This is a genomic window from Amycolatopsis sp. NPDC000009, from assembly GCF_055563465.1.
Genome location: NZ_JBVHDI010000002.1, coordinates 585483 through 610068 on the forward strand (window position 1 = coordinate 585483; position 24586 = coordinate 610068).

General features: G+C 67.6%; 23 protein-coding genes and 1 tRNA gene. 21 read left to right on the top strand and 3 right to left on the bottom strand.

Features of this window, described 5'->3' with window-relative positions:
- Positions 1–152: 152 nt before the first annotated feature.
- From ACZ3HL_RS08940 to ACZ3HL_RS08995, 12 genes are all read left to right on the top strand, one after another.
- Positions 153–515, top strand: a complete 363-nt coding sequence (locus ACZ3HL_RS08940) for an FtsB family cell division protein (RefSeq protein WP_465411221.1) — start codon at positions 153–155, stop codon at positions 513–515.
- A gap of 18 nt (positions 516–533) precedes the next feature.
- Entirely contained in the window at positions 534–1049 is a 516-nt protein-coding gene (locus tag ACZ3HL_RS08945) for a DUF501 domain-containing protein (protein WP_340687037.1), read from the top strand.
- 182 nt (positions 1050–1231) lie between these two features.
- Positions 1232–2401 carry a lytic transglycosylase domain-containing protein gene (locus ACZ3HL_RS08950; protein WP_465529804.1) on the top strand — a complete coding sequence of 390 codons (1170 nt, stop codon included), beginning with the start codon at positions 1232–1234 and terminating at the stop codon, positions 2399–2401.
- A gap of 75 nt (positions 2402–2476) precedes the next feature.
- On the top strand, positions 2477–3430 hold the full coding sequence (locus tag ACZ3HL_RS08955; RefSeq protein ID WP_465529806.1) for a Ppx/GppA phosphatase family protein: 954 nt from the start codon (positions 2477–2479) through the stop codon (positions 3428–3430).
- Positions 3431–3687: 257 nt separating this feature from the next.
- A complete protein-coding gene (locus tag ACZ3HL_RS08960) occupies positions 3688–5304 on the top strand; it encodes a peptide ABC transporter substrate-binding protein (protein ID WP_465411045.1) in 1617 nt (538 codons plus the stop codon).
- Between the two features lie 87 nt (positions 5305–5391).
- Positions 5392–6318, top strand: coding sequence for an ABC transporter permease (locus tag ACZ3HL_RS08965; protein ID WP_465411046.1), 927 nt, complete (start codon positions 5392–5394; stop codon positions 6316–6318).
- A complete protein-coding gene (locus tag ACZ3HL_RS08970; protein WP_465411047.1) occupies positions 6311–7264 on the top strand; it encodes an ABC transporter permease in 954 nt (317 codons plus the stop codon). The genes ACZ3HL_RS08965 and ACZ3HL_RS08970 overlap by 8 nt, the downstream gene beginning before the upstream one ends.
- A gap of 6 nt (positions 7265–7270) precedes the next feature.
- Positions 7271–8263 (top strand): ABC transporter ATP-binding protein, encoded by a 993-nt coding sequence (locus ACZ3HL_RS08975; RefSeq protein ID WP_465411048.1) that lies wholly within the window; start codon positions 7271–7273, stop codon positions 8261–8263.
- A complete protein-coding gene (locus tag ACZ3HL_RS08980; RefSeq protein WP_126736438.1) occupies positions 8256–9254 on the top strand; it encodes an ABC transporter ATP-binding protein in 999 nt (332 codons plus the stop codon). Before ACZ3HL_RS08975 ends, ACZ3HL_RS08980 begins: the two co-directional genes overlap by 8 nt.
- Positions 9255–9351: 97 nt before the next feature.
- Positions 9352–11052: a S8 family serine peptidase gene (locus ACZ3HL_RS08985; RefSeq protein WP_465530026.1), complete on the top strand. Its 1701-nt coding sequence runs from the start codon at positions 9352–9354 to the stop codon at positions 11050–11052.
- Positions 11053–11246: 194 nt separating this feature from the next.
- Positions 11247–13883 carry an HAD family hydrolase gene (locus ACZ3HL_RS08990; RefSeq protein ID WP_465529808.1) on the top strand — a complete coding sequence of 879 codons (2637 nt, stop codon included), beginning with the start codon at positions 11247–11249 and terminating at the stop codon, positions 13881–13883.
- Positions 13880–14827 carry a class I SAM-dependent methyltransferase gene (locus ACZ3HL_RS08995; RefSeq protein WP_465529810.1) on the top strand — a complete coding sequence of 316 codons (948 nt, stop codon included), beginning with the start codon at positions 13880–13882 and terminating at the stop codon, positions 14825–14827. Before ACZ3HL_RS08990 ends, ACZ3HL_RS08995 begins: the two co-directional genes overlap by 4 nt.
- Positions 14828–14885: 58 nt before the next feature.
- Here ACZ3HL_RS08995 and ACZ3HL_RS09000 read toward each other — a convergent pair whose 3' ends face one another.
- Positions 14886–16391, bottom strand: a complete 1506-nt coding sequence (locus ACZ3HL_RS09000; RefSeq protein ID WP_465529812.1) for a S10 family peptidase — start codon at positions 16389–16391, stop codon at positions 14886–14888.
- A 28-nt stretch (positions 16392–16419) separates the two neighbouring features.
- On the opposite strand from ACZ3HL_RS09000, the gene ACZ3HL_RS09005 reads away from it, so the two are divergent.
- The 9 genes from ACZ3HL_RS09005 to ACZ3HL_RS09045 all read left to right on the top strand — a co-directional run bounded on the left by ACZ3HL_RS09005 (position 16420) and on the right by ACZ3HL_RS09045 (position 22703).
- Entirely contained in the window at positions 16420–17100 is a 681-nt protein-coding gene (locus ACZ3HL_RS09005; protein ID WP_465529814.1) for an endonuclease V, read from the top strand.
- Complete coding sequence (locus tag ACZ3HL_RS09010) at positions 17097–17789, top strand: uracil-DNA glycosylase (protein ID WP_465411056.1); 693 nt, start codon at positions 17097–17099, stop codon at positions 17787–17789. The genes ACZ3HL_RS09005 and ACZ3HL_RS09010 overlap by 4 nt, the downstream gene beginning before the upstream one ends.
- A gap of 84 nt (positions 17790–17873) precedes the next feature.
- Complete coding sequence (locus tag ACZ3HL_RS09015; protein WP_005155795.1) at positions 17874–19202, top strand: NAD(P)/FAD-dependent oxidoreductase; 1329 nt, start codon at positions 17874–17876, stop codon at positions 19200–19202.
- Positions 19203–19279: 77 nt separating this feature from the next.
- Positions 19280–19771, top strand: coding sequence for an SLATT domain-containing protein (locus ACZ3HL_RS09020; protein ID WP_465529816.1), 492 nt, complete (start codon positions 19280–19282; stop codon positions 19769–19771).
- Positions 19772–19794: 23 nt separating this feature from the next.
- Positions 19795–19868 (top strand) — tRNA-Leu (locus tag ACZ3HL_RS09025).
- A gap of 266 nt (positions 19869–20134) precedes the next feature.
- Positions 20135–20671 (top strand): hypothetical protein, encoded by a 537-nt coding sequence (locus tag ACZ3HL_RS09030; RefSeq protein WP_465529818.1) that lies wholly within the window; start codon positions 20135–20137, stop codon positions 20669–20671.
- Between the two features lie 314 nt (positions 20672–20985).
- Positions 20986–21270, top strand: coding sequence for a response regulator transcription factor (locus tag ACZ3HL_RS09035; protein WP_465529820.1), 285 nt, complete (start codon positions 20986–20988; stop codon positions 21268–21270).
- A gap of 12 nt (positions 21271–21282) precedes the next feature.
- Entirely contained in the window at positions 21283–22122 is an 840-nt protein-coding gene (locus ACZ3HL_RS09040) for an alpha/beta fold hydrolase (RefSeq protein WP_465411059.1), read from the top strand.
- Complete coding sequence (locus ACZ3HL_RS09045) at positions 22119–22703, top strand: DUF7010 family protein (protein WP_465529822.1); 585 nt, start codon at positions 22119–22121, stop codon at positions 22701–22703. Before ACZ3HL_RS09040 ends, ACZ3HL_RS09045 begins: the two co-directional genes overlap by 4 nt.
- Here the strand turns inward: ACZ3HL_RS09045 and ACZ3HL_RS09050 are convergent.
- Positions 22676–23323, bottom strand: coding sequence for a response regulator transcription factor (locus ACZ3HL_RS09050; RefSeq protein ID WP_465411223.1), 648 nt, complete (start codon positions 23321–23323; stop codon positions 22676–22678). The genes ACZ3HL_RS09045 and ACZ3HL_RS09050 overlap by 28 nt on opposite strands.
- Positions 23324–23353: 30 nt before the next feature.
- Positions 23354–24544: a sensor histidine kinase gene (locus tag ACZ3HL_RS09055; RefSeq protein ID WP_465529824.1), complete on the bottom strand. Its 1191-nt coding sequence runs from the start codon at positions 24542–24544 to the stop codon at positions 23354–23356.
- Positions 24545–24586: the final 42 nt, after the last annotated feature.

The following is a 24586-nucleotide window of genomic DNA, read 5'->3' on the forward strand; positions in this document are numbered from 1 at the left end:
GTCGTAGCGGGCGCGCGAGCGGTGGCGGCTCCAGCAGGGGCCGCCGACCGGAGCGTGCCCGTCGCACGACGACGACGGAGGTCCGCGCCCGAACCCGGCTGCGCCGCAGCCTGGCGGCGAAACGGGCATCGGGTGCCGCGAAGGTGCTCGGCATGTCCACCACCCGCCGGGCCGCGGTGGTGGCGATCGTGGTGTGCGCGCTCGCGTTCACCATCGCCGTCCCGCTGCGCACGTACCTCAGCCAGAAGTCCGAGGTCACCGAGCAGCAGCAGTTGCAGTCCGAACTGCAGCGGAGCGTCACCCAGCTGGAAGGCCGCAAGGCCGAGCTGAGCGACCCGGCGCAGATCGAGGCGGAGGCGCGGAAGCGGTTCGGTTTCGTGAAGCCCGGGGAGACGCCGTACATCGTGCAGCTCCCCGAAGACAAGGCGCCCGTGCAGGGGCAGCCGCAAGGTCAGCAGCCCGTGCCCGCTGGCTCCTGGTACGAGAAGCTGTGGGATCAGGTCGCGGGCGGCTGAAGTGCGCCCTTTAGCCTTATGGGTGTGAACAGCACGGAAAAGTCTTCATACGAGCCTGTGACCGACGCCGACCGCGAGATCATCGCGGAACAGCTCGGCCGGGCCCCCCGTGCGCTGCGCGCCGTCGCCGCGCGCTGCCCGAGCGGCCACCCGTCGGTCGTGCAGACCAGCCCCCGCCTCGACGACGGCACACCATTCCCCACGCTCTACTACTTGACCTGCCCGAAGCTGACGTCCATGGTCGGCACGCTCGAGGCGTCCGGGCTGATGAAGGAGATGACCGACCGGCTCGCGGAGGACCCGGAGCTGGCGGCCGCCTACCAGCGGACCCACGAGAGCTACCTCGCCGAACGCGACGCCATCGATTCGCTCGGCCACGAGGTCAGCGCGGGCGGGATGCCCGGCCGCGTCAAATGCCTGCACGTCCACCTGGCGCACACGCTGGCCGTGGGCCCCGGCGTGAACCCGTTCGGGGACGAAACGCTCGCGTTGCTCAAGGCGAACGGCTGGCCGTCCGGCGACTGCCAGGGGTAACACCCGCCCGCGATGAACAGATAGTTCCTCCAGGTGGGTTAATTCACCCGATGTCGGCCAACTGGTCCTCCGCTATGGGGTGAAACCGGTCACCGTATGCGGCAGGCTGGGCACGACTGGGTTGACCGGGGTGGGTGAGTACCGGATCACCGGGTGGTGATCCGCCGGGAGGGTTCTGAGTTATGCGCGTGAGGCACGTGCCAGGCGCGGTGACCGGTCACGTCCGGAGACTCTGTCTCCGGCACCGCACGATCGCCGCGGTGGCCGGAGGTGTCCTCGCCATCGTCCCGGCCGGTGCCGCGGTCGTCGGTGCCGGCAGCTGGGCCGCGACGGCGAGCACGGTCCATTCCGACAATGTCGCCCTCGTCGGCGGCTACGACCCGAAGAACCCGCTCGTCCAGCAGATCGGTGTCGACGGCAGCCTGCCGAACGCGCCGACCCCGCTCCCGCTCCCCGCGGACGAACTCCCCGAGGGACCGCTCGGCATCCCGGTCACCGCGCTCGCCGCGTACCGCAACGCCGCCGACATCCTCATCGCCGAACAGCCCGGCTGCCACATCGACTGGGCTTTGATCGCGAGTATCGGCCGCATCGAGTCCAATCACGCGCGCGGCGGCTACGTCGACGCGAAGGGCAACACCCTCGAACCGATCCTCGGTCCGCAGCTCAACGGCGCCGGGCCGTTCGCGGCCATCCCGGACACCGACGGCGGCAAGTACGACGGCGACACGGTGTGGGACCGCGCCGTGGGCCCGATGCAGTTCATCCCGTCGACGTGGAAGGGCTACGCCTCCGACGGCAACGGCGACGGCGAGTCGAACCCGAACAACATCTTCGACGCCGCGCTGGGCACGGGCCGGTACCTGTGCTCAGGTGGGCTCGATCTGTCCAAACCGGACCAGTTGCGCGCGGCCGTGTTCCGCTACAACAACTCGGACACCTACGTGAACACCGTGCTGATCTGGGCCGAGGCGTACCGCACGGGTGTGCTGCCGACGCCGGACAGCAAGGTGCCCATCGGCGCCCCGAACGCCGGTGCCGCCCCTCCGCCCGCGTCGGTGCCGCCGCCTCCGGTGCCGTCGACGCCGCCCGGTTCGGTGACGCCGCCGCCGTCGAGTTCGCTGCCGCCGGGCAATTCGGGTTCGTCGTCTCCTTCGAAATCGTCGTCGACGACCCCGACGCTGCCGCCGTGCCCGACGGTCACCGAGACGGAGACGCAACCGACGTCGACCACGAGCACAAGCACGAGTTCGACGACCACGACGCCGCCTCCGGCGCCGACCTGTACCTCGCCGACGACGACCACGACGACCACGACGGTGTCGTCGGCGAGCGGTTCCAAGACGCCTTGATCGCATCGACTGTCCATCCGTGCCCCCGCCACCACCCTCGACGGAGAAGCTCCGCTCCGCTGTAATCTCCGGGGCATGCCTCGTGTTGCCGCGATCGACTGTGGGACCAACTCCATCCGCCTGCTCGTCGCCGAGCTGACCCCCCGCCACGACGGGACGGTCGACCTGCGCGACCTGCACCGCGAGATGCGGATCGTCCGCCTCGGCCAGGGAGTGGACGCCACCGGCAGGCTGGCCCCCGAGGCGCTCGAGCGCACCCGCAAAGCGCTGGCCGACTACACGATCGCCGCGCGCCGCAAGGGCGTCGAGAAGGTCCGCATGGTCGCGACGTCCGCGACCCGCGACGCGAGCAACCGCGACGAGTTCTTCGCGATGACACGCGAGGTGCTCGGCACCGAGGCCGAAGTAATCAGCGGGGACGAAGAGGCACGCCTGTCCTTCACCGGCGCGGTCGGCGAGCAGGATCCCGACGACGGTCCCTTCGTGGTGGTCGACGTCGGCGGCGGCTCGACCGAGCTCGTGGTCGGCACCTGGGACGGCCGCCAGGCCGAGGTCATCGCGGCCAAATCGGTCGACATCGGCTGCGTGCGCATCACCGAACGCGCGCTGAAGTCCGACCCGCCGACCGCGGCCGAGATCGCCGAAGCCCGTGAGCTGGCCGCCAAGGTCCTCACCGAGGCCTTCGACGTCGTGGACGTGTCCACCGCCAAGACGTGGATCGGCGTGGCCGGGACGGTCACGACCCTGACCGCGGTCGCGCAGGGCCTCTCGGAGTACGACTCCGAGCGCACTCACCTCTCGAAGCTGTCCCATGCCGACATCGACCGCGTCGCGCAGTCGCTCCTCACGGCCGACCACGCGACCCGCGCCGCGAACCCGGTGATCCACCCCGGCCGGGTCGACGTGATCGGTGGCGGCTCGGTGATCGTGCAGGTGCTGGCCGAGCAGTTCGCCACGCGCGGTGGTCCCGGCGAACTGGTGATCTCCGAGCACGACATCCTCGACGGGATCGCGCTGTCGTTGGCCTGACGGTCGGGTTTTCTCTTACAGGAAGCCATTTCTTTAGGTGATCAAGCGGTGACCTCCAGTCCGGATTGGGCCGTTCGGCGCAGCGCCGTTCCTACCAACGTTGTGCTCTAACCGGGTGGTCCGGGAGACCGTCACACATTTGCAACACCAACGCACTGTGATCGGCTTCACCTGTCCCATAGCGTCGTCTCACCTTCTGGACGGTGGGGCGCGACCAGCGCTCGCCGGACTATCCGACGACGAGAGTTGGAGTGGACATGCGGGCTTCACGCGGGTTCTGGGGAGCGACGGCGGTGGTGGCCACGGCGGCCCTGCTGCTGACGGCCTGTGGAGGTGGTGGCTCCAGCGAGAACAAGGGGTCCGGCGCCGTCGACGCCAACGCGTCGGTTTCGGTCTACGGCACCGAGCCGGAGAACTCGCTGATTCCCGCCAACACCAACGAGCTCGGTGGGTCCAAGGCCCTCAAGCCGGTCTTCTCGGCGCTCGTCGGCTACAAGTCCGACACGGCCGAGCCGTACAACCTGATGGCCGAATCGATCACCACGACCGATTCGAAGGTCTTCGACATCAAGATCAAGAAGGGCTGGAAGTTCCACGACGGGACCGAGGTCAAGGCCAAGAACTTCGTCGACGCCTGGAACTACAGCGCGAACGGCAAGAACGGCATGCAGAACGCGTCGTTCTTCGAGCAGATCCAGGGCTACGACGAGATCAGCGCCAAGGAACCGGCCGTCAAGGAGATGTCCGGGCTCAAGGTCGTGAACGACTACGAGTTCCAGGTCACCCTCAAGGGACCGTTCTCCGTGTTCGCCACCAAGATCGGCTACCTCGCCTTCGCGCCGCTGCCGGACAAGTTCTTCGCCGACCCGGAGGCGTTCGCCAAAGCCCCGATCGGGAACGGGCCGCTGAAGTTCGTTTCGCGCACGCCGAACCAGAACATGAAGCTCACGCGGTTCGACGAGTACCAGGGCGAGGACAAGGTCAAGTTCAAGGATCTGGAAGTCCGCATCTACACCAGCCAGGAGACCGCGTACCAGGACCTGCTGAGCAACCGCCTCGACTTCATGGAGGCGCTTCCGCCCGCGGCGAAGGCCGGTGGCAAGTACAAGACCGACCTCGGTGAGCGGTTGATCGAAGGGAAGCTGCTCGGCATCAGCGCGCTGGCGCTTCCGTACTACGTCCCGGGCTACGACAACCTGGACCTGCGCAAGGCGATCTCGCTGGCCATCGACCGCGAGCAGATCGTCAAGACCGTCATGAACGACACCTACGCGCCCGCCGACGGCTACGTGTCGCGCGGTATCGAGGGTTACCGGCCCGGCGTCTGCGAATTCTGCAAATTCGACCCGGTGAAGGCCAAGGAGTTCTTCGCGAAGTCCGGCTACACCGGCAAGCTGACCATCGCGTCGAACGCCGACGGTGGCCGCAAGGAGCCGCTGGTCGCGGCGTGCAACAGCATCAAGAACGCGCTCGGCGTCGAATGCGACTTCGTGCCGGCGACCGACTTCGGGCAGTGGCGCAGCATCGTCAACAACCGCCAGCTGACCGGCATGGGCCGCTCCGACTGGTCCGCCGACTACCCGTCGATCGAGAACTACCTGAACCCGCGCTACAAGAGCACCGGTTCGTCGAACGACTCCACGTACAACAACCCGGCCGTCGACGCGCTGCTGACCCAGGCGGACCAGACCGCCGACAAGGCGGCCGCGATCAAGCTGTACCAGCAGGCCGAGGATCTGATCGCGAAGGATCTGCCCCAGATCCCCGTGTGGGAAGAGAAGGGTGTCGGCGGCAAGTCGAACCGGCTCAAGACCGTGAAGCTGGACTTCGGCAGACTCGCGGACTACTCGTCCATCGAGGTCGCGGCGAAGTAATCGCGTGGTCGTGCCGGCCGGGAGCGCACCGCTCCCGGCCGGCCGGACCCACGGCTCCCACCACGCGATCCTCAGGACGGCACGCCCATGCCCCAGTACATCCTCCGACGACTACTTCAACTCATCCCGGTCTTCTTCGGCACCACGTTCCTCATCTACGCCCTCGTGTGGGCGGTGCCCGGTGACCCGTTCGCCGGCAAATGCGGTCAGGTCGCCTGCCCGCCCGCCTACATCGAGATGATGACCGCGAAGTTCAACCTCGACGATTCGATCTTCGTCCAGTACTTCAAATACCTCGGCAACCTGTTCACCGGCGACTGGGGCGAGACCTTCAACGGTGTCTCGGTCGGCGAACTGATCGGGAACGCCTATCCGGTGACGGTCCGGCTCGCCCTCATCGCGGTGGCCATCGAAGCGATCATCGGCCTGTCCGCGGGCATCCTGACCGGCCTGCGCGGCAAGGGTTTCCTCGACAACCTCGTGCTGATGTCCACCACGTTCCTGATCTCGATCCCGGTGTTCGTCACCGCGATCGTGCTCCAGATCGTCCTCGGTTCGGAACTGGGCATCATCGACGCGAGCGTGTCCGAGGACGCCACGGTCGGCGAACTGATCGTGCCAGGGATCGCGCTAGGCAGTTTGTCGATGGCCTACATAGCCCGGTTGACCAGAACGAGCATCGCCGAGAACCGGCACGCCGACTACGTCCGCACGGCCGTCGCGAAGGGGCAGCCGCGCAGCCGCGTCGTCGGCGTGCACCTGCTCCGGAACTCGGTGATCCCGGTGCTGACCTTCATCGGCACCGACATCGGCGCGCTCATGGGCGGGGCCATCGTCACCGAAGGCGTGTTCAACATCAACGGCATCGGCGGGCTCATCTTCCGCGGTATCCAGAACCGGGAGGGCGCCACCGTCACCGGCGTCGTCGTCCTGCTGGTGATGGTCTACCTGCTGGTGAGTCTCATCGTCGACCTGCTCTACGCCGTTCTCGACCCGAGGATCCGTTATGACTGACCCCAATGTGGCCGGCGGGGTGTCCTCCGTGGACGTCGCCGGCGCCGGTGTCGCCGACGATTCCGCGGAGGCGCACAAACCGCGCAGCCTCGGCGGCGACGCCTGGCGGATGTTGCGCAAGCGGCCGTCGTTCATCATCTCCGCCGTCATCATCACGCTCGTCGTGCTCATCGCGATCGCGCCCGACCTGTTCAGCTCCCGGCCCGCCGGGTTCAGCGATCTGCTCCACGCCAACGAAGGACCGTCCGCGGAAGCCTGGTTCGGTTACGACAACCAGGGTTACGACGTCTACGCGCGGACCATCCACGGCGCGCGGGCATCACTGCTGGTCGGTGTCTTCGCGACGGTGCTGACGATCCTGATCGGCTCGGTGGTGGGGATCATCGCCGGGTACTACGGCCGTCTCGTCGACAGCCTGTTCTCGCGGGTGGGCGACATCTTCGCGGCACTGCCGTTCGTGCTCGGCGCGATCGTCATCCTGACCACGTTCAACGCGCCCGGCTCGAACCCCGGGGTCGTCACCATCATCGTTCAGGTGGTCGTGTCGATCGCCGCGCTGAGCTGGCCGGTGGCGATGCGCATCATGCGCTCGGCGACGCTGGTGGCCAAACAGCTCGACTACGTCAAGGCCGCGCGCGGGCTCGGCGCGAGCACGCCGCGCATCGTGTTCCGGCATCTGCTGCCGAACACGGTCGCGCCGGTGCTGGTCTACGGGACCATCGCGCTCGGCGCGTTCATCGGCGCGGAAGCGACGCTGGCGTATCTCGGCGTCGGTGTGCGGCCGCCGGTCGTTTCGTGGGGTGTGATGATCAGCGACGCGCGGGACTACTTCCGGGTGAATCCGCACATGTTGTTGTTCCCCGCGGGGTTCGTGACCATCACCGTGCTCGCGTTCGTCATGCTCGGTGACGGCATCCGCGACGCGCTCGACCCGAAGGCCCGGTGATCGTCCGTGACCGACGAACTGCTGCTGGAGGTGGAAGACCTCCATGTCGAATTCCGCACGTCCGACGGCGTCGCGACCGTGCTCAACGGCGTCGACTACTCCGTGCATGCCGGGGAAACCCTTGCCGTGCTGGGAGAATCGGGCTCCGGCAAGAGTGTGACCGCGCAGACGGTGATGGGGATCCTCGACAGCCCGCCCGCCGTCGTCACCGGCGGCGCGGTCCGTTACCGCGGCGAGGATCTGCTCACGGCCACCGAAGAGCGGCGCCGTGAGGTACGGGGCGGGGAGATCGCGATGATCTTCCAGGACGCGCTGTCGGCGTTGAACCCCGTGTTCACCGTCGGATTCCAGATCGAGGAACAGCTGCGGGTCCGGCTCGGGATGTCCAAAAAGGACGCCCGGAAGCGCGCGATCGAACTGCTCGACATCGTGCGCATCCCCGCCGCCGCCCGCCGGGTGCGCGAGTACCCGCATCAGTTCTCGGGCGGGATGCGGCAGCGCGCGATGATCGCCATGTCGCTCGCGCTCGATCCGGATCTGCTGATCGCGGACGAGCCGACGACCGCGCTCGACGTCACCGTGCAGGCCCAGATCATGGACCTGCTGGCGGAGATCCAGGCCGAACGGCGGATGGGGCTGATCCTGATCACCCACGACCTGGCGGTGGTCGCCGAGGTCGCCGACCGGATCGCCGTGATGTACGCGGGCCGGATCGTCGAACAGGCCGACGTCAGCGAGCTGTTCCGTTCGCCGGGGCATCCCTACACCGAGGCGCTGATGGCCTCGCTGCCGCGGCTCGACCTCAAAGGACAGACGCTGGAGACCATCAAGGGCCTGCCGCCGAGCCTGCTGAACATCCCGTCCGGCTGCCCGTTCCATCCGCGCTGTCCGCGGGCGCAAAGCCGGTGCGAGACCGAACGGCCCGCCCTGCACAACCTCGGCTTCGGCCGGGTCAGCGCCTGCCACTTCGCCGACGAGGTGGTGAGCGACCGTGTCTGAGCCTATTCTGCGCGTCGAAAACCTGGTGAAGTACTTCCCCGTGCGTGCCGGGATCCTCTTCAAACGCACCATCGGGCACGTGAAGGCCGTCGACGGCGTGTCCTTCGACCTGATGCCGGGCGAAACGCTCGGCGTGGTGGGGGAATCCGGGTGCGGAAAGTCCACATTGGCCCAGGTGCTGATGCGGCTGGAAGAACCCACGGGCGGCCTCGCGACCTTCGAGGGTCGCGACATCTTCGCGTTGCGGGGAGCCGAACTGAGGAGACTGCGGCGCGAGATCCAGATCGTGCTGCAGGATCCGTACACCTCGCTGAACCCGAGGATGACGGTCGGCGACATCATCGGTGAACCCTTCGAAATCCACACCGAGGTGGCGCCGAAGGGGTCGCGGGCGGCGAAGGTGCGCGAGCTGCTCGACGTCGTCGGGCTGAATCCCGAGCACATCAACCGCTATCCGCACCAGTTCTCCGGCGGGCAGCGTCAGCGCATCGGGATCGCGCGGGCGCTGGCGTTGCGGCCGAAGGTGATCATCTGCGACGAGCCGGTTTCCGCGCTCGACGTTTCGATCCAGGCGCAGGTGATGAACCTGCTCGGTGATCTGCAGAAGGAATTCGGCCTTTCCTATGTGTTCATCGCACACGATCTGTCGGTTGTCCGTCACCTTTCCACGCGCGTGGCGGTGATGTACCTCGGCAAGATCGTGGAAATGGGGACGGAAGAGGAGATCTACGAACATCCGTCGCATCCCTACACGCAGGCGCTGCTGTCCGCGGTGCCGGTCGCGGATCCGGCGCTGCGCGGGCAGCGGCAGGTGATCCGCCTGGAAGGCGATGTGCCGAGCCCGCTGGATCCGCCGTCCGGCTGCCGGTTCCGCACGCGGTGCTGGAAGGCGCAGGACATTTGCGCGGAGCAGGAACCCGAATTGATCACCCGGTCCGGCGGGCATTTGTCCGCCTGCCATTTCGCGGAAGAGAAAACCGTCGTCCCCTGACTTTCGTAGGGACTTCGTTGATACGCAGGGATCGCTGACGTAGTTTGCCCGAATAGTTTCCTTCAGGAGGCAGGTAGTGAAAAAGTCCAGATCTCTCGTGCTCGCGCTCGCGGTACCGCTGTTCGGCGCTGTCGTGGCCGCGCCGACGGCTTCCGCGCAGCCGCAGCTCTCCGGGGCGGCGACCGAGTTCTCGGTACTGGCCCGGGAAGGCCAGAGCGTCGCTTCGGTGGAAAGGGCGGTCCGTGCCGCCGGGGGCACCGTCGTGACGAGCAACGCCGCGGTCGGCCTGATCACCGCGACCGCGCCCGCCAACGGTTTCGCCGAGCGCGTCTCCGCGGACCGGTCGGTCTTCGGTGCCGCCAAAGCGAAGGCGATCGGTACCGCGCCGAAGCAGGGCAAGGCGAAGGTCAAGCCGGGCGTCGTCGAAAAGGAGGGCCGCGGCGCCGCCTCGGCCAAGAAGCCGGTGCAGGCGAACGCCGTCGGCATGGACCCGCTCGACGACCAGCTGTGGGGCCTCAAGTCGGTCCGGTCGGACCTCTCGCGCACCAAGCAGCCGGGCGACAAGCGGGTGAAGGTCGGCGTCATCGACACCGGCGTCGACGGGAGCCACCCGGACATCGCGCCGAACTTCGACCGCGCGGCGTCGCGGAACTTCACGAAGGACATCGTCTCCGACGTCAACGGCGCCGTCGTCGACGGGCCTTGTGAATTCCGCGGCTGTGTGGACCCGGCGGACCACGACGACAACGGGCACGGCACGCACGTCGCCGGCACCATCGGCGCCGCCGCGAACGGTTTCGGCGTCTCGGGTGTCGCGCCGAACGTGACGCTGGTGAACCTCCGCGCCGGTCAGGACTCGGGCTTCTTCTTCCTGCAGCCGACCGTGGACGCGATCACCTACGCCGGCGACGCCGGTGTGGACGTCGTGAACATGAGCTTCTTCACGGACCCCTGGCTGTACAACTGCACCGCGAACCCCGCGGACACGCCCGCGCAGCAGGCCGAGCAGCGCACCATCATCGAGGCGACGACCCGCGCGCTGAACTACGCGCACCGCAAGGGCGTCACCCAGGTCGTCTCGCTGGGCAACCAGCACAGCGACCTCGCCGCCCCGCAGCCGGACGCGTCGAGCCCCGGCTACCCGTCGAACAGCACGCACCCGCGGCAGATCGACAACGCGAGCTGCCTGTCGCTGCCCATCGAAGGCCCGCACACGATCGGTGTCTCGTCCTTCGGCCCGTCGCAGGCGAAGGCGGACTACTCGAACTACGGCGTCGAGCAGATCTCGGTGTCCGCGCCCGGCGGATACTTCCGTGACTACTTCGGCACCCCGTGGTACCGCACGAACGAAAACCTGATCCTCTCGACGTACCCGCGCAACGTCGGTGTCGCGGAGGGCATGATCGACGCGGACGGGAACCTCACTCCCGACGGTGTCACCGCCGGCATCAAGAAGGCGACCGCCGCCGACGGCCGCGTCGGCTACTACCAGTGGCTGCAGGGAACGTCGATGGCGTCGCCGCACGCGACCGGTGTCGCCGCGCTGATCGTTTCGCAGTACGGCAAGGGTTCGCGCGACTTCGGGATGAACCCGGACGCCGTGCAGCGGGTGCTCGAAGGCACGGCTTCGGACATCGCCTGCCCGACGCCGCGGACCGTCGACTACCTGAAGGAAGGCCGGGACGCGTCGTTCACCGCGACCTGTACCGGTGACGCTTCGTTCAACGGCTTCTACGGTCACGGTGCCGTGGACGCCTGGTCGGCCGTCACGCGGGGTGCGCAGTACCTGCGAGGCTGATTCTCGGTCGATAAGTACAGACCGGACAAATCCGCGCCATCCGACTCTGGATGGCGCGGATTTGCCTTTTCAGACGCGTTCGCGCGAACGAGTGGGCACTTCCTTGTAACGTCACCCGTTCGGGTGACGATGCGCAGTAGTGATCGGGACAGCTTGACGTTCCGGCCGTCGGGCTGACTTCTACTGGGGGTTTTGTGGCAGTCGACAACTATGGGGTTTCCGGCCACCCGAGACTCGAGCAGGTTGCTCGGCGCATCGCCGATCGATCCTGCTCGGTCGTCTCTTTCGATATCTTCGATACGATTCTTTGGCGCCGGACTCCGCGTCCTGCGGACGTGTTCGGCCTGGTGGCGGCCCGTCTGCGACAGGCGGGCAAATGTCCGGAATGGATTTCCGACGCCGCTTTCCGTCGTATGCGCGTCGCGGCTGAAAGAAATTCGCGAAAGGGCCAGGAAGCGCTGGGAAGCGAAGTTTCGCTTTTCGGTATTTGGCGGGCCATGCCGCTCTCGTTGTTCCCCGGCGCCACCCTCGACGAGCTCGTCCGCGCCGAGGTCGACGCGGAACGCGAGCTCACCGAGGTCGACCTCGACATCGCGGAGGTCATCCGGCTGGCGAAGGACAGCGGTGTCCCGGTCGTCCTGGTCTCCGACACGTACTTCACCGAAGAGCAGTTGGGACACCTCCTGGACCGGCCCGAACTGGAGGCGCTCAAGGGCGCCCGGATCTTCCGGTCCCACGAGCACGGTGTCGACAAGGCGTCCGGGCTGTGGGAGGTCGTCCTTTCGGATCTCGGTCGCAGGCCGGAGCAGGTGCTCCACGTCGGCGACAACCCGGTCGCCGACGTCGAGGTGCCGGGTGGGCTCGGCATCCGGACGGTGCACTACGAACGAGCCGACGAGGGTTTGGCCAGGCTGCTCGAACGGGAAGGGGAGCCGCAGGACCCGTTCGGTCCGTATTCCCCCGACCTCGATCCGGACCACGGCGACTTCGGGATCACCAGCCTTCGTGCGAAGACCTTGCAGGCGCACTCACCTGGTGGTGCTTCGTCGACCCGCTTCGCCTGGCGGTACGGGGCTTCGGTCGTCGGTCCAGTGATGACCGGGTTCGCGGAGTGGGTCGCCCGCAAGGCTCACGAGACGGGAACCCCGGTGCTGTGGTGCCCCATGCGGGAGGGCGAGCTTCTCGCCGAACTGGTCGAGAACGCGGCCCGGGCGCGAGGCTGGGACGTCACCGCCAAGCCGGTGTGGTTGTCCCGGCAGGTCACCTCGATCGCCGCGCTGGACAGCGCCGACCGGCAGTCGATCCAGGAGTTCGTCCGGCAACGTCATCAGCTGACCGTCCGGCAGTTGCTGGAGATGCTGCACCTGCGGGTCGGTGACGTACCGCATCTCGCACAGGACCTCGACACGGTCCTGGACAACGATGACATCGTGGGTCGCCTCGCCGTCGCGCTGACCGAGACCCCGCACCTGGTGAACCGGCTCGCCGTCACCGCGACGGCCGCGAGGGAACGGCTGATCCGTTCCCTGCGTGAGGCCGGGGCGCTGGACCGCCCGGACCTCACTCTCGTCGACCTCGGCTGGGGTGGCACCATCCAGCGCCAGCTGGCCAGGGTGCTGAAGCTGGCCGGGATAGACATCGCACCCGCGGGTCTCTATCTGGCCACCGACGACAGGTCGGAGAAGGTGCTGCTCGCAGGCCTGCGTGCGGAGGGCTTCCTCGGCCAGGCAGGGCATCCACGGGAGATCGTCGGGGCGATCGTGCGCAGCCCGGAGGTCCTGGAGCAATCGGTGAACGCACTGTGCGGTTCGCTCATCGACTTCACGAACGACGGCTCACCGGTACTCGGCGTCGCCGCCGGAAGCGACGCGCAGAACGCAGAGCGCTCCGCCATCCAGGACGGCATCCGGGCCTTCCAGCACCAGTGGAATCGCTACGTGACCGCGTCGGACGGTGCCTGGCCGACCTTGACCCGCGTGGGCGGCGACAGGCTGGCGAACATCCTGGTTTCCGCGCTGAAACTGCCGACCGCCGAAGAGGCTTCGGTGTTCGGGAACTGGGAGCACGAGGACAACTTCGGCTCCGACATGGTCACCCGGGTCCTGCCGGAAGACCTTGTCCCGGCGGTGCCGTACCTGTCGCCGAGCGACCTTGACGATCTGGGCATGCGGGACTCGTTCTGGCCCGCCCTCCTCGCTGCGTCCGATCCGCACCTGGGCGCGGCCGCCCGCGCTGTGCGCGCCGGTGTCATCGACCCCGCGATGTTCGAACCGGCGGGTGAGCCCTCCGCGACTTCGGTGCGATTCCGTACCACCGGCGGCGAATGGTTCGACGGAGCCGATCGTCGTGTGCGGATCAACCACAACGGACTGTCGTTCGCGCGGATGGACGTGCATGCGGTCGACGTCGAGGAGATCGCGCTGGCGGTACCGGGCAGGCCCGCCCTCGTGCGGGTCGACTGGATCGAGATCAACGTCATCGCGGGTGGGCGGCCACAATCGCTGCGCTGGAACACGACCGAAGACTTTTCCCGGCTGCATTACGAGGATTGCACCTGGCTCGGCGCGAACATGGTCGAGTTCCATTCGCCGCTGGCCGCGATCTGGCTGCCGCTGGCGGCTCGTGCCGGCGCGCCGGTGAGCTCGTTCCAGCTGACCGTCGCGTTCGCGATGTTGCCGCGTTCGCGATCCGGGCTCGGTCATCGCATGCCCGCCGCCGGCCGCACGCAGCGACTGTCGGCGAAGGTGCGTGACGAGTTGCGTGAGCACGGCCCGGCCGGGCTCGCGGTCGGCGCCGCCCGGATCGCGGCGAAGAGGCTGAGGAACCGGTGACGGGCTTCCACGGCGGGACGAGGGAAGACCCGCACGCACAGACAAGGGCTGCCCGGAACGCGCCGGTGCTGCTGCATTCGATGTCGGTTTTCAGGGAGATCTTCGAGGTCGTTTTCGCCCGGCGCCAGATCCGTACCGTCGTGGAGATCGGAGTCGAATCCGGTCAGGTCAGCGGAATCTACGCCGAACTCGGTGCATCGGACGTCTATTGCGTCGACCCCGCGCCCACCGAACGGGTGCGGGAGACGGTCAAGGCCCATGACGCACTGCACCTGGTCACCGTGCCGTCGCCGGAGGTGCTGCCACAGTTGCCGGTCGCCGATCTCTACGTTCTCGACGGTGATCACAACTACGCCGTGGTCGAGCGGGAACTGGCCTGGATCCTGGAGCACGCCCCGGACGCGGTCGTCGCGATGCACGATGTCCTCTGGCCATGGGGCAGGCGGGATCTGTACTACGAGCCGTCCCTGCTGTCCCCGCGAGACCGGCATGCGGCAAGCGAGGACGGGCCGACGGTCTGGCACGACGAGCTCACGCCCGCGGGGTTCGTGGGCCTGGGTGCCTTCACGGTCGCTCGGCACGCGGGCGGCGAGCGGAACGGCGTTTTGACGGCCGTCGAAGACGCGCTGTCCGCGTATCCGGATTGGCGATTCGAACTCGTACCCGCTGTCTTCGGGATGGGTCTCCTGTACCGGACGGAGCATGAATCCGCCGACGGGCTGCAGAGCGCGCTGCGGCCGTACACGTCGTCGAATCTGTTGGCTGCCATGGAGAACAACAGGATCGCGCTGTACACCAGGGTGTTGCAGCTGCAGTTCGAGGCGGCGGCACAGGCGGGTCACCTCGATGAACTGGCGGGCACTGTCGCCGCGCAGCGGCGTGAGATCGACCGGCTCTCCGCTGAATTGCACCGAGCGTGGGCTGTGCTCCGGACCGGGCGTTAGCTGCCCTCGTGAGTGGTAAGGACGGTTCTAACCGTCCTTACCACTCACGAGTATCCGGCTACTTCCCGGAAGCGGCCTTGATGAACTTCGCCAGGTCCTTCGCCTGCCGCACCCGCGACTCCTCGTGCACGTACATCATGTGCCCGGCCGGGTAATACGCCGTGTCGATGTTCTCCCGCAGCTCCTCGGGAATCTGCAAGCGCGCCAGCACATGCTCCGAAGCGAAGTACGGCGTCGCGCCATCGTAGTGACCGAAGGCCACGTGCACCCGAAGGTGCGGGTTCGCCCGCATGGCCGACGCGAGCGAGTCCACAGAGGACACCGAGCGGCCTTCGAAGTCCGAGTACGACCAGGCCTTGAACACGTCGGTCGACAGGACCTCGTACGGCAGGTCGTTCTCGTAACCGAGTTCGGCCCGCACGTAGTGGTTGAGCCCGCCCGCGTAGGCGCCGATGATCCGCGAAATCGACGGATCGTCGCTCATGTGCTCGCGGCCGCCGTCGGGCTCCCAGGTGGTGAACCGGCCGTCCATCCGTCCGACGACGAGACCCTTGTCCCGCAACAGCTCGGTGAAGTACCGCACGTGTTCGATCCGCAGGTTGACCCGGTCCACATAGGACTCGCTCAAGCCGGTCAGGGAAGCGAGTGTCGCCACCACCTCCGCTCGGTCCTGTGTGGACAGACGTGCACCGCGCGCGAGAGCCCAGGGGAGTTCCTTGGCCGCGAAGTCCTCGGCGTCGGCGAGGACGTCGTCGAGCGGCCGGTCGCCGTGGAGGCCGTGGTAGTGCGCGATCGCCGCGTACGTCGGCACGAAGAGCGAGTACGGCAGGTCGTTGCCTTCGGTGAACCGCAGCGTGCCCATGTCCAGCACGGACGAGATCAGCAGCAGCCCGTTCAGGTACATGCCATGGCGTTCCTGGAGGTGTGACGCCAGTCCGGCCGCGCGGAGCGTGCCGTACGACTCGCCCGCCAGGAATTTCGGCGAGAGCCAGCGCTGTTTGCGCGAGACCCACAGCCGGATGACCTCGCCGATGGACTCGATGTCGGCGGTGTACCCGTGGTACTCCTTGGCGGCCTCGCCGTCCACGGCGCGCGAATAGCCGGTCGACACCGGGTCGATGAACACCAGGTCGCTGTGCGCCAGCAGGGTTTCCTGGTTGTCGGTCAGCCCGTAGGGCGGCGCGACCGGGTCGTCGACATCGCCCGAAAGTACCCTGCGCGGCCCGAGCAGGCCCATGTGCAGCCAGACGCTCGCCGATCCGGGCCCGCCGTTGAACGCGAACGTGACCGGGCGCGAGCCGGGCTCCGCGTCGTCGAGAGTGTAGGAGGTCAGGAACACCTCGGCCTTGGCCTTGTGGCCCTCGGACTTGCCGTCGGTGATGACCTCCTTCCGCAGCACGATCCGCCCGGTCTGGGCGGTATAAGCGAGCTTCTTGCGCTTGAGCGTCAGCGTGTGCTTCGTGGTGACCAGGTCGTCGGTCGGCTCGACCTTGGTTTCCACCGACGGGGTGTCCTTCTCGTCGGCGGCCTTGTCGGTGTTCGAATCGGGATTGGTGTCCGGCATGCCTCCAACTTACTGGCAGTCTGTAGGAGTGGACATCGTCACGGCGCATGATCGCCCGAGCACGCCCCAGGAGGCGGTCGGGATCCAGGAAACCCTGCGTGGCCTGGTCGAACTCGAAGATCGCTGTCCACAAGAGATCGCCACGGTCACCGGGCTGGACGTCGCCTACGACGAGGACAGCGGCCTCATCGCCGCCGCCGCGGTCACCCTCGAAATCGACGGATTCCGCGTCGTGGAAAAGCGATCCGTCGTTTCCCGGATCTCGTTCCCGTACGAACCGGGCCTTTTCGCGTTCCGCGAGCTGCCGCCGCTGCTCGACGCCCTCCGCGCGCTCGATCACGTCCCGGATCTGCTGGTCTGCGACGGCCACGGCCTGGCGCATCCACGCCGGTTCGGGCTCGCTTGTCACGTCGGCGTCGTGACCGGCCTGCCGTCCGTCGGCGTCGGCAAGACCCGGTTCGTCGGCGAGCACGACGAGCCGGGCCTCGAACGCGGCTCGCGGGCGCCCCTGCTGGACGACGGCGAGGTCGTCGGCGCGGTGCTACGCACCCAGGACGGCGTGAAGCCCGTTCATGTCTCCGTCGGCCACAAGATCTCGCTGGACAACGCGTGCCGCCAGGTGCTGCGGCTGTGTCCCGCGTTCCGCCAGCCGGAGACCACCCGGCAGGCCGACCGTCTCGCCCGCGACGCGTTGAAGGAGGCGTTATGAGGTTCCGCTCGCTCGCCGAACTCGACGCCGAGGTCGTCGGCTGCCGCGCCTGCCCACGGCTGGTCGCGTGGCGCGAGGAGATCGCCGTCGTCAAGCGCGCGGCGTTCGCCGGCGAGACCTACTGGGCCCGGCCGGTGCCCGGCTTCGGCCCGCCGGACGCGTCACTGGCGATCGTCGGTCTCGCCCCGTCGGCACACGGCGCGAACCGGACCGGCCGTCTCTTCACCGGCGACCCGTCCGGTGACGTTCTCTTCAAGGCGCTTCACCGGGTCGGGGTCGCGTCGCAGCCGACGTCGACCCATATCGGTGACGGTCTCGAACTCCGCGGGACCCGGATGGTCTCCCCGGTGAGATGCGCGCCACCCGCCAACAAGCCCACACCTGAGGAACGGGAAACCTGCCGATCGTGGCTCGCGGCGGAGCTCGCCTTGCTGAAGCCGACGCTGAAAGCCGTCGTGGTGCTCGGCGCGTTCGGCTGGCAGGCGCTGCTGCCGGTGCTCGCGGAGGCGGGCTGGCCGGTGCCCGCGCCACGCCCGAAGTTCGGCCACGGAGCCGAACTGGAACTCGGCGACCTGCGCCTTTTCGGCTGTTATCACGTGTCGCAGCGCAATGTCCAGACCGGCCGCCTGACCCTTGACATGGTGTGCGACGTCCTCGCCTCCGCGACCTCGGCGGCCGGCCTGAACTGAATCGGTGCGGAAACCGTGGCGACGCTGGTCACAGCCGGATGGGGTCTCCGAGCGATCTCAGCAGATGGGTGCGACTATAGGAATATGGCTGGTGTTAAGTCGGAACCGACACGGATCCTCGTCCTTGGTGGTGGGTACGTCGGGCTCTACACGGCGTACGGGCTCCAGAAGATGCTCCGGGCCAACGAAGCGTCCGTGACGGTCGTTGATCCGCAGCCGCACATGACCTATGCCCCCTTCCTGCCCGAGGCGGCGGCCGGTGCGATCGAACCGCGGCACGTGGTCGTGCCGCTGAGGCGCGTGCTCAAGCGCTGCCACGTGCTCACCGCGCGCGTGACGAAGATCGAGCACGAGCGCAAGGCCGTGACGGTCGAGGCCGCCGACGGGCACGTCGAGCAGCTGAACTACGACGTCCTCGTGGTCGCTCTCGGCGCCGTCGCGCGCATCCTGCCGATCCCGGGCCTGGTCGAGGAAGGCATCGCCTTCAAGACCATCGGCGAGGCGATCTACCTGCGCAACCACGTCATGACGAAGCTGGACGAGGCCGCCAGCACGCTCGATCCCGAGCAGCGCAAGCGCCTGCTGACGTTCACCGTCGTCGGCGGCGGGTTCGCCGGTATCGAGGCGCTCGCCGAACTCGAGGACATGACCCGGTTCGCGGTGGAGAACTACTACCCGAACCTCAAGGTCGAGGACATCCGCTGGGTGCTCGTCGAGGCGGCAGGCCGGATCCTTCCCGAGGTGCGCGAGACGCTCGGTGTGTACACCGTCGAGCAGCTCGAAAAGCGCGGCATCGAAGTCTATTTGTCGACAGCGGCGAAGTCGTTCGAGAACGGCCACGTCGTGCTCTCGGACGGCACCGAATTCGACACCGACACGATCATCTGGACCGCCGGCGTGAAGGCGAACCCGGTGCTCGCCAGCTCGGACCTGCCGCTCGACAAGCGCGGCCGCGTCGAGGCCACCGCCGCGATGCAGGTCGTCGGGCACCCCGACGTCTGGACCGCCGGTGACAACGCCGCCGTGCCGGACCTCTCGCGCACCGAGCAGGACCCGACCGCGACCTGCCCGCCGAACGCGCAGCACGCCGTTCGCCAGGCGCGACTGCTGTCGAAGAACATCATCAAGGTGATCCGCGGCGGCAAGCCGAAGGACTACTACCACAAGAACCTGGGTGCGGTGGCCAGCCTCGGCCTGCACAAGGGTGTCGCCGACGCGCTGAACCTGAAGATCAAGGGCTTCCCGGCTTGGCTCTTCCACCGCGCGTACCACCTCAAGGCGATGCCGACGTGGAACCGCAAGATCCGCATCCTGTTCGACTGGATGCTCGGTGGCCTGTTCCGGCGTGAGGTCATCTCGCTCGGCCAGATCAACAACCCGCGCGAGGAGTTCGACCGACTGTCGAAGTCCTGAGCTCGTAATGCCGTGAAGGCCTCCTTCCCTACCTTGAGCGTAGGGAAGGAGGCCTTCACGGCGTTTAAGGTGTGCCGGTGCAGGCATTCCGGAAGTCCGTACCCGCCGTTCCGCTCGCCACAGGCCTGACTCCGGCCGAACTGGCGAAGCACATCTTGGAGCGGATCGAGCGCGACAACGCGCACGCCCGCTCCCGGAAGAAGCGCTTCCGCTGGCGCGCCGTGTCCATCAGGGTCTTCCTGCTCGTGCTGTCCGCGACGTCCACGATCATCCTCGGCTTGCAGAACCTCGACGGCTGGACAGGTGTGGCGTTCGCCCTCGTGGCCGTGACGACCGTCGTCGGTGCGCTCGAGCCCTTTTTCGCCTGGCGTTCCCTGTGGGTCCTGATGGAAGAGGTGCAGTTCCGGCTCTATCGGCTGCGCGACGAGCTCAGCTTCTACATCGCGTCGACCCCGCCCGACCGGATCGATCCCCGGTTGATCAACGAGAAGTTCGAGGAGTACCAGGCCGTCTGGAACGAGCTCGGCCTCCGTTGGCTCGAATATCGGCGTACTGAAGCCGGGAACTGACGGGCATCGCCTAGGCTGTCTGTGCCCCGGTAGCCCAACTGGCAGAGGCAGTCGACTTAAAATCGACACAGTGCGGGTTCGATCCCCGTCCGGGGCACGTACGGCATCCACGCAGCGCTCAGGCGCTCGTGAGCTGCTGCTCTCCGCGGCCGCCAGGATCGCTCCGCGGCGCTGTCGACCTTGAGCACCGTTTGGGTGTCTGGGCGGCCTGATGTTCGGCAAGAAGAACGGTCTCGCGCAGGACGGCCATCGGGCCATGACCCTGGGTGAGGGACCGCGCCGATGTAATCGGCGAACCTCCACGGGGTTTGCGCCTGGAGGAAAACATGTTGTTCCACTGTCCGCGCCGGGGGACGGTTGCTGATGCTGACAGCAGGCGTGGGATTGTTCTTGAGAAGGGGCGGATTTGTCGTGCGCATTAGTTCGCGATCAATTCTGGCGATCGTCGTCGGACTGTTGATGAGTATGGGCCTGTCGCTTCAGGGCGCCACCTCGGCGGTGGCTTCCGCCGGTGACGTGTCCGTGAAAGCTGACTGCTTCGTATCAGACCCTGACAGGTTCAATGGCAAGAAGTGGCGCGGATACACAAAGTCCGGGATGCAGTCGCCGGTAGGCTGGTTACCCGACGGACATGCGGACTTCGCGGAGCGCGGCGAAACCCTCCGTGTAGTCGATACCCACTCGAATGGGCGCCGCGTCGTCGTGGATTTCGATATCTGCTACGACGGTAAGTGGCGAGAGTACAAGAACTACGACAGCGGAAAAGACGAAGGAGCCAATGATGTGAACGAGTACGGTTTGGCGTTCAAGGACGGCCGCAAGCTACGCATGCGGGTATGCCAGGCTGACGGCAGTGGTGGGCTCAGGGACTGCGGTGGCACCATCTACATGGTGGCCTGAAGCGGCGCACCGACGTGTTGTGTGGCCGGGCCGCCACACCGGGCCCTGTGAACTCGGCGAGTCGCCTCGGAGTCGTCGTGGGCCGGGATCTCGTCGATCAAATGGCTGGGACGTATCGAAGTCCCGGACACACCACTGGGTGTCGCCGTGGAACACGCGGTACTACCGGCTGCTCGGGCCGGACTATCCGGCGGAGGGACAGGCGGCAGGTATGCGCTGCGCGGCCGATCGAGGCTGGCGACACTGAGAGATCCCTTGGCGCTCCGGCATTCTCGGTACCCGTACGCCGTGGTCGCGGGCCACGGACATCGCCGGTGTCTCCCAGCCGGAGGTCACGCCGCAGGGCTACCTGTTCGACGCCGTCGTCCGGCATTCGGTCCGGGTGGTGTGAGCTGGAGTCCACCAGGCTCGAGTTCGACCTCCTGCTGTTCCTCGGCCGGAATCCGGACCGTGTCACGCTGATGGAACAGGTCTGGGGCCTGACCGGCGGCAACGGGCGGACCGTGGACGTCCATGTCCGCAAGATCCGCGGGAAGCTGGAACCCGTGCGGGCCAGGTGCTCATCGCGGCGAGCCGTGACCCGGGCGAAGCCGGGATGACAGGATACGAACGTGACTCCGACTTATGTTTTCGTGCACGGTTCCAGCAGCGCCTCCTTCACCTGGGGCCCGCTGCAACGCGAGCTCGCACTGCTCGGCCACCGCACCCTGGCCGTCGACCTCCCCGGACACGGCTTCGCCGCCGGTTTCCACGCCGCTTACCAGGCGCCGCAAGACCTCGAAGCGCTGGCCACGACGCCGTCGAACCAGGCGGGTGCCACGCTGGCCGAGGCCGTCGAGCAGGTGGTGGACGTCGTGCGCAAGGTCGCCGAGCACGGTCCAGTCGTCCTGGTGGGGCACAGCCGCGGCGGGCTCGCGCTCACCGGCGTCGGCAACGCGGTCCCCGAACTCATCGACCGGATCGTCTACATCTCGGCGTGGTGCTGCGTCGACGCGACCGTCGGCGAGTACATGCAGGGACCCGAGTACGCGAGCAGTGCGCTCAATGACGTCGGCGGGGTCGTCGTCGCGAATCCCGCCGAGCTCGGCGCGCTCCGGATGAACTGGCGCACGGGCGATCCCACGCTGCTGGCCGCGTTGAAGAACGCCATGCTCGAAGACGGCACCGAGCAGGAGTTCTTCGCGTACCTCAACACTCTCGAACCGGACGAGAGCCTCGACGCCGGAACCGAACTCGCCGACGCCGCCACCTGGGGCCGGATCCCGCGCACCTACATCAGGCTCACCGAGGACCGGTCGATGCCGCTCGCGCTGCAGGACCGGTTCATCAAGGAGGCGGACGCGCTCACCCCGGACAACCCGACCGACGTGCGGTCGCTCGCGAGCAGCCATGTCCGGTTCCTCATCCACCCGCAGGAGGCGGCCGCCGTCCTCGCCGGCCTCGCGGGATGACGGACGGACGGTTCACCAAAGGGCATCTGATCACCTTGCTGATCAGTTCCGCGATCGGCGTGGGATTCGGTGCCGGATGGTGGTTCTTAGGCGCCTCCTCCGTTTCCGGCGGATCGACGCCGCTGGTCGTCGTGGGTGTCGCCGCGGTGCTGGGCCTGGCAGGCTGGCTCGTCTCGATCGCCCGCGGGGGTGCGGGGCTGCCCGCGGGCGAAGGCCGGGAGGAAAGCCCGTTCGGCAAACGCTATGGGATCGCCGTGCTGCTCATGCTGGTGGGGATCTTCGCCGGAGCGCGGGTGCTCTCGGCAGTCTTCGAAGTTCCCGAAGCCGTGCCCGCGTGGGTGCTCTTCGTGGTCGGCCTGCATTTCCTGCCGTTCGCGAAGTTGTTCGGCTCGCGGCGTTTCCTGGTGCTCAGTGCCGCGTTGTGCGGCCTCGCCGTGCTGGCCGCCGTACTCGCGATCGCGGGCTGGGCGGCGGCCTGGCAGCTCGTGCCGGGTTTCGGAGGCGCCGTGGTCCTCTGGGGAACCGTCGCCGCCGGGTTGCTCGCGACGGACGTTCAGGGAGCGACGAGCCCGGCTTCGTAGGCGAAGATCGTCAGCTGGACCCGGTTGGTCGCGTCGAGTTTCGCGAAGATCCGGGTGATGTGGGTCTTCACCGTCGCTTCGCTCAGGTGCAGGGCCGCGCCGATTTCGGCGTTGGTCCCGCCCTGCGCGACGGCGGTGACGATCTCCCGCTCGCGTTCGGTCAGGGTGTTCAGCCCGGTTCGCGCCCGATGACGGCGAGGGCTCGTCCTGGCCGCGACGAAGTGCCCGATGAGTTTCCGTGTCGTCCGCGGCGAAAGCATCGCCTCGCCCGCCGCGACCACCCGCACCGCGTCGATGATCTCCTGCGGCGAACCCTCTTTCAGCAGGAACCCGCTCGCGCCCGCGCCGAGCGCGTCGAAGACGTATTCGTCGAGGTCGTAGGTGGTCAGCACGAGGACCTTCGGCGGATTGGGCAGCGCGGTGACGGCGGCGGTCGCGGTGAGGCCGTTCATCCGCCGCATCCGGATGTCCATCAGCACGACGTCGGGCGCGTGCATGGTCACCTTCGGCACGGCTTCGTCCCCGTCACCCGCCTCCGCGACGACCTGGATGTCGCCCGTGCTGGACAGGATCATCGACAAACCGGTTCGTACGAGCGGGTCGTCGTCGACGAGCAGCACTCGCAGTGGGCGCTGGTTCACCCGGACAGGTTAGTGGTGTCCCCACGGTAGCCAAGCCCGGACGGCGAATGTGCCCTCCTCGGTGGGGCCGGCGCTGGCGTTCCCGCCGATCAGCGTGACCCGTTCGCCGATCCCGGTCAGCCCCGCGCCGGCACCGGGCGGCTTGCCCGCCGCGGGCAGCGGATTGACGACCTCGACGGTGAGCCCGTTCCCGGGGCCTCCGCGAACCGAAACTTCGGCAGGCGCGCCCGGCGCGTGCTTCAGGATGTTGGTCAGCGACTCCTGGACGATCCGGTACGCGGTGGTGCCGAGCAGCGCCGGCGCGCCGCCCGCGTCGTCGAGCAGGATCGTCACGTTGACGCCCAAGCCTGCCCGTCGCGCGTTGGCGACCAGCTCGGGAATGTCCGCCAGCGTCGGCTGCGGCGGCTCCGGATGGGATCCGTGCTCGCCGTTCTCACCGAAACCCTGGCCATCGCGCAGGACACCGATGACCTGCCGCAGATCTTCGAGCGATTGACGGGCCGTCGTGCGGACGGTCTTCGCGGCTTCCGTCGTCGCTGGCCCCTTGCTGACCTCGAGCGCGCCGGCCTGCAGCGACAGCAGGGAAAGCCGGTGCCCGAGGACGTCGTGCATCTCGCGTGCGATCCGGGTGCGTTCCGCGCGGCGGGTCATTTCGGCGCGGAGCTCCGCTTCCTTGGCCTCACGGATCGCGATCGTGCCCTGCATCCCGCGGACGACCCCGACGGTGAGCGGTACGGCCGTCAGCACGACGGCGACCGTCAGCGTCCCCATCACCTGCACCGCGGACAACTGCTTGCCGACGATCTGCCCGGCGACGGTCACATCGGGATGGCGGTTGGCGTCGCCGAACAACGCCCACGCCGTCGCGATGTAGACCAGTACGGACCCGGTCCACAGGAAACGGTCGCGGCGGTGCGCGGCCAAAGCGGCGAGGGCGACCAACGCGGCCAGCGCGTCGGAGCGGAAGCAAAGCGGCGGAACCAAGGCGATGCCGAGGACGAGTTCCGGCCATTTGTGCCGCCAGCAGAGCATGACCGCCGCCGCGATCCCGGTGAAGAAGCCGAGCGTGGACCACCACGTCGGTTCGAACGTTTTCGTCGCCGGAAGGTAGCCCTGGGCGCTGAAGACGAAAATGCTGCTGATCACGCACGCCGCGACCGCCACGACGGTGAGCACCACACCGAGCACACGCCTTGCCATGCGCTGAGCGTACGCAAGCAGGCCAGTCCGCCCGCATCAGCG

What these genes read in the sequence shown, in the direction of transcription:
- ACZ3HL_RS09045 (WP_465529822.1), top strand. Translation starts at nt 22,119, where the DNA reads ATGACGGACGGACGGTTCACCAAAGGGCATCTGATCACCTTGCTGATC.
- ACZ3HL_RS09030 (WP_465529818.1), top strand. Translation starts at nt 20,135, where the DNA reads ATGCTGACAGCAGGCGTGGGATTGTTCTTGAGAAGGGGCGGATTTGTC.
- ACZ3HL_RS09000 (WP_465529812.1), bottom strand. Translation starts at nt 16,391, where the DNA reads ATGCCGGACACCAATCCCGATTCGAACACCGACAAGGCCGCCGACGAG.
- ACZ3HL_RS08940 (WP_465411221.1), top strand. Translation starts at nt 153, where the DNA reads ATGTCCACCACCCGCCGGGCCGCGGTGGTGGCGATCGTGGTGTGCGCG.
- ACZ3HL_RS08950 (WP_465529804.1), top strand. Translation starts at nt 1,232, where the DNA reads ATGCGCGTGAGGCACGTGCCAGGCGCGGTGACCGGTCACGTCCGGAGA.
- ACZ3HL_RS09015 (WP_005155795.1), top strand. Translation starts at nt 17,874, where the DNA reads ATGGCTGGTGTTAAGTCGGAACCGACACGGATCCTCGTCCTTGGTGGT.
- ACZ3HL_RS09055 (WP_465529824.1), bottom strand. Translation starts at nt 24,544, where the DNA reads ATGGCAAGGCGTGTGCTCGGTGTGGTGCTCACCGTCGTGGCGGTCGCG.
- ACZ3HL_RS08945 (WP_340687037.1), top strand. Translation starts at nt 534, where the DNA reads ATGGGTGTGAACAGCACGGAAAAGTCTTCATACGAGCCTGTGACCGAC.
- ACZ3HL_RS08955 (WP_465529806.1), top strand. Translation starts at nt 2,477, where the DNA reads ATGCCTCGTGTTGCCGCGATCGACTGTGGGACCAACTCCATCCGCCTG.
- ACZ3HL_RS08965 (WP_465411046.1), top strand. Translation starts at nt 5,392, where the DNA reads ATGCCCCAGTACATCCTCCGACGACTACTTCAACTCATCCCGGTCTTC.
- ACZ3HL_RS08960 (WP_465411045.1), top strand. Translation starts at nt 3,688, where the DNA reads ATGCGGGCTTCACGCGGGTTCTGGGGAGCGACGGCGGTGGTGGCCACG.
- ACZ3HL_RS09010 (WP_465411056.1), top strand. Translation starts at nt 17,097, where the DNA reads ATGAGGTTCCGCTCGCTCGCCGAACTCGACGCCGAGGTCGTCGGCTGC.
- ACZ3HL_RS08970 (WP_465411047.1), top strand. Translation starts at nt 6,311, where the DNA reads ATGACTGACCCCAATGTGGCCGGCGGGGTGTCCTCCGTGGACGTCGCC.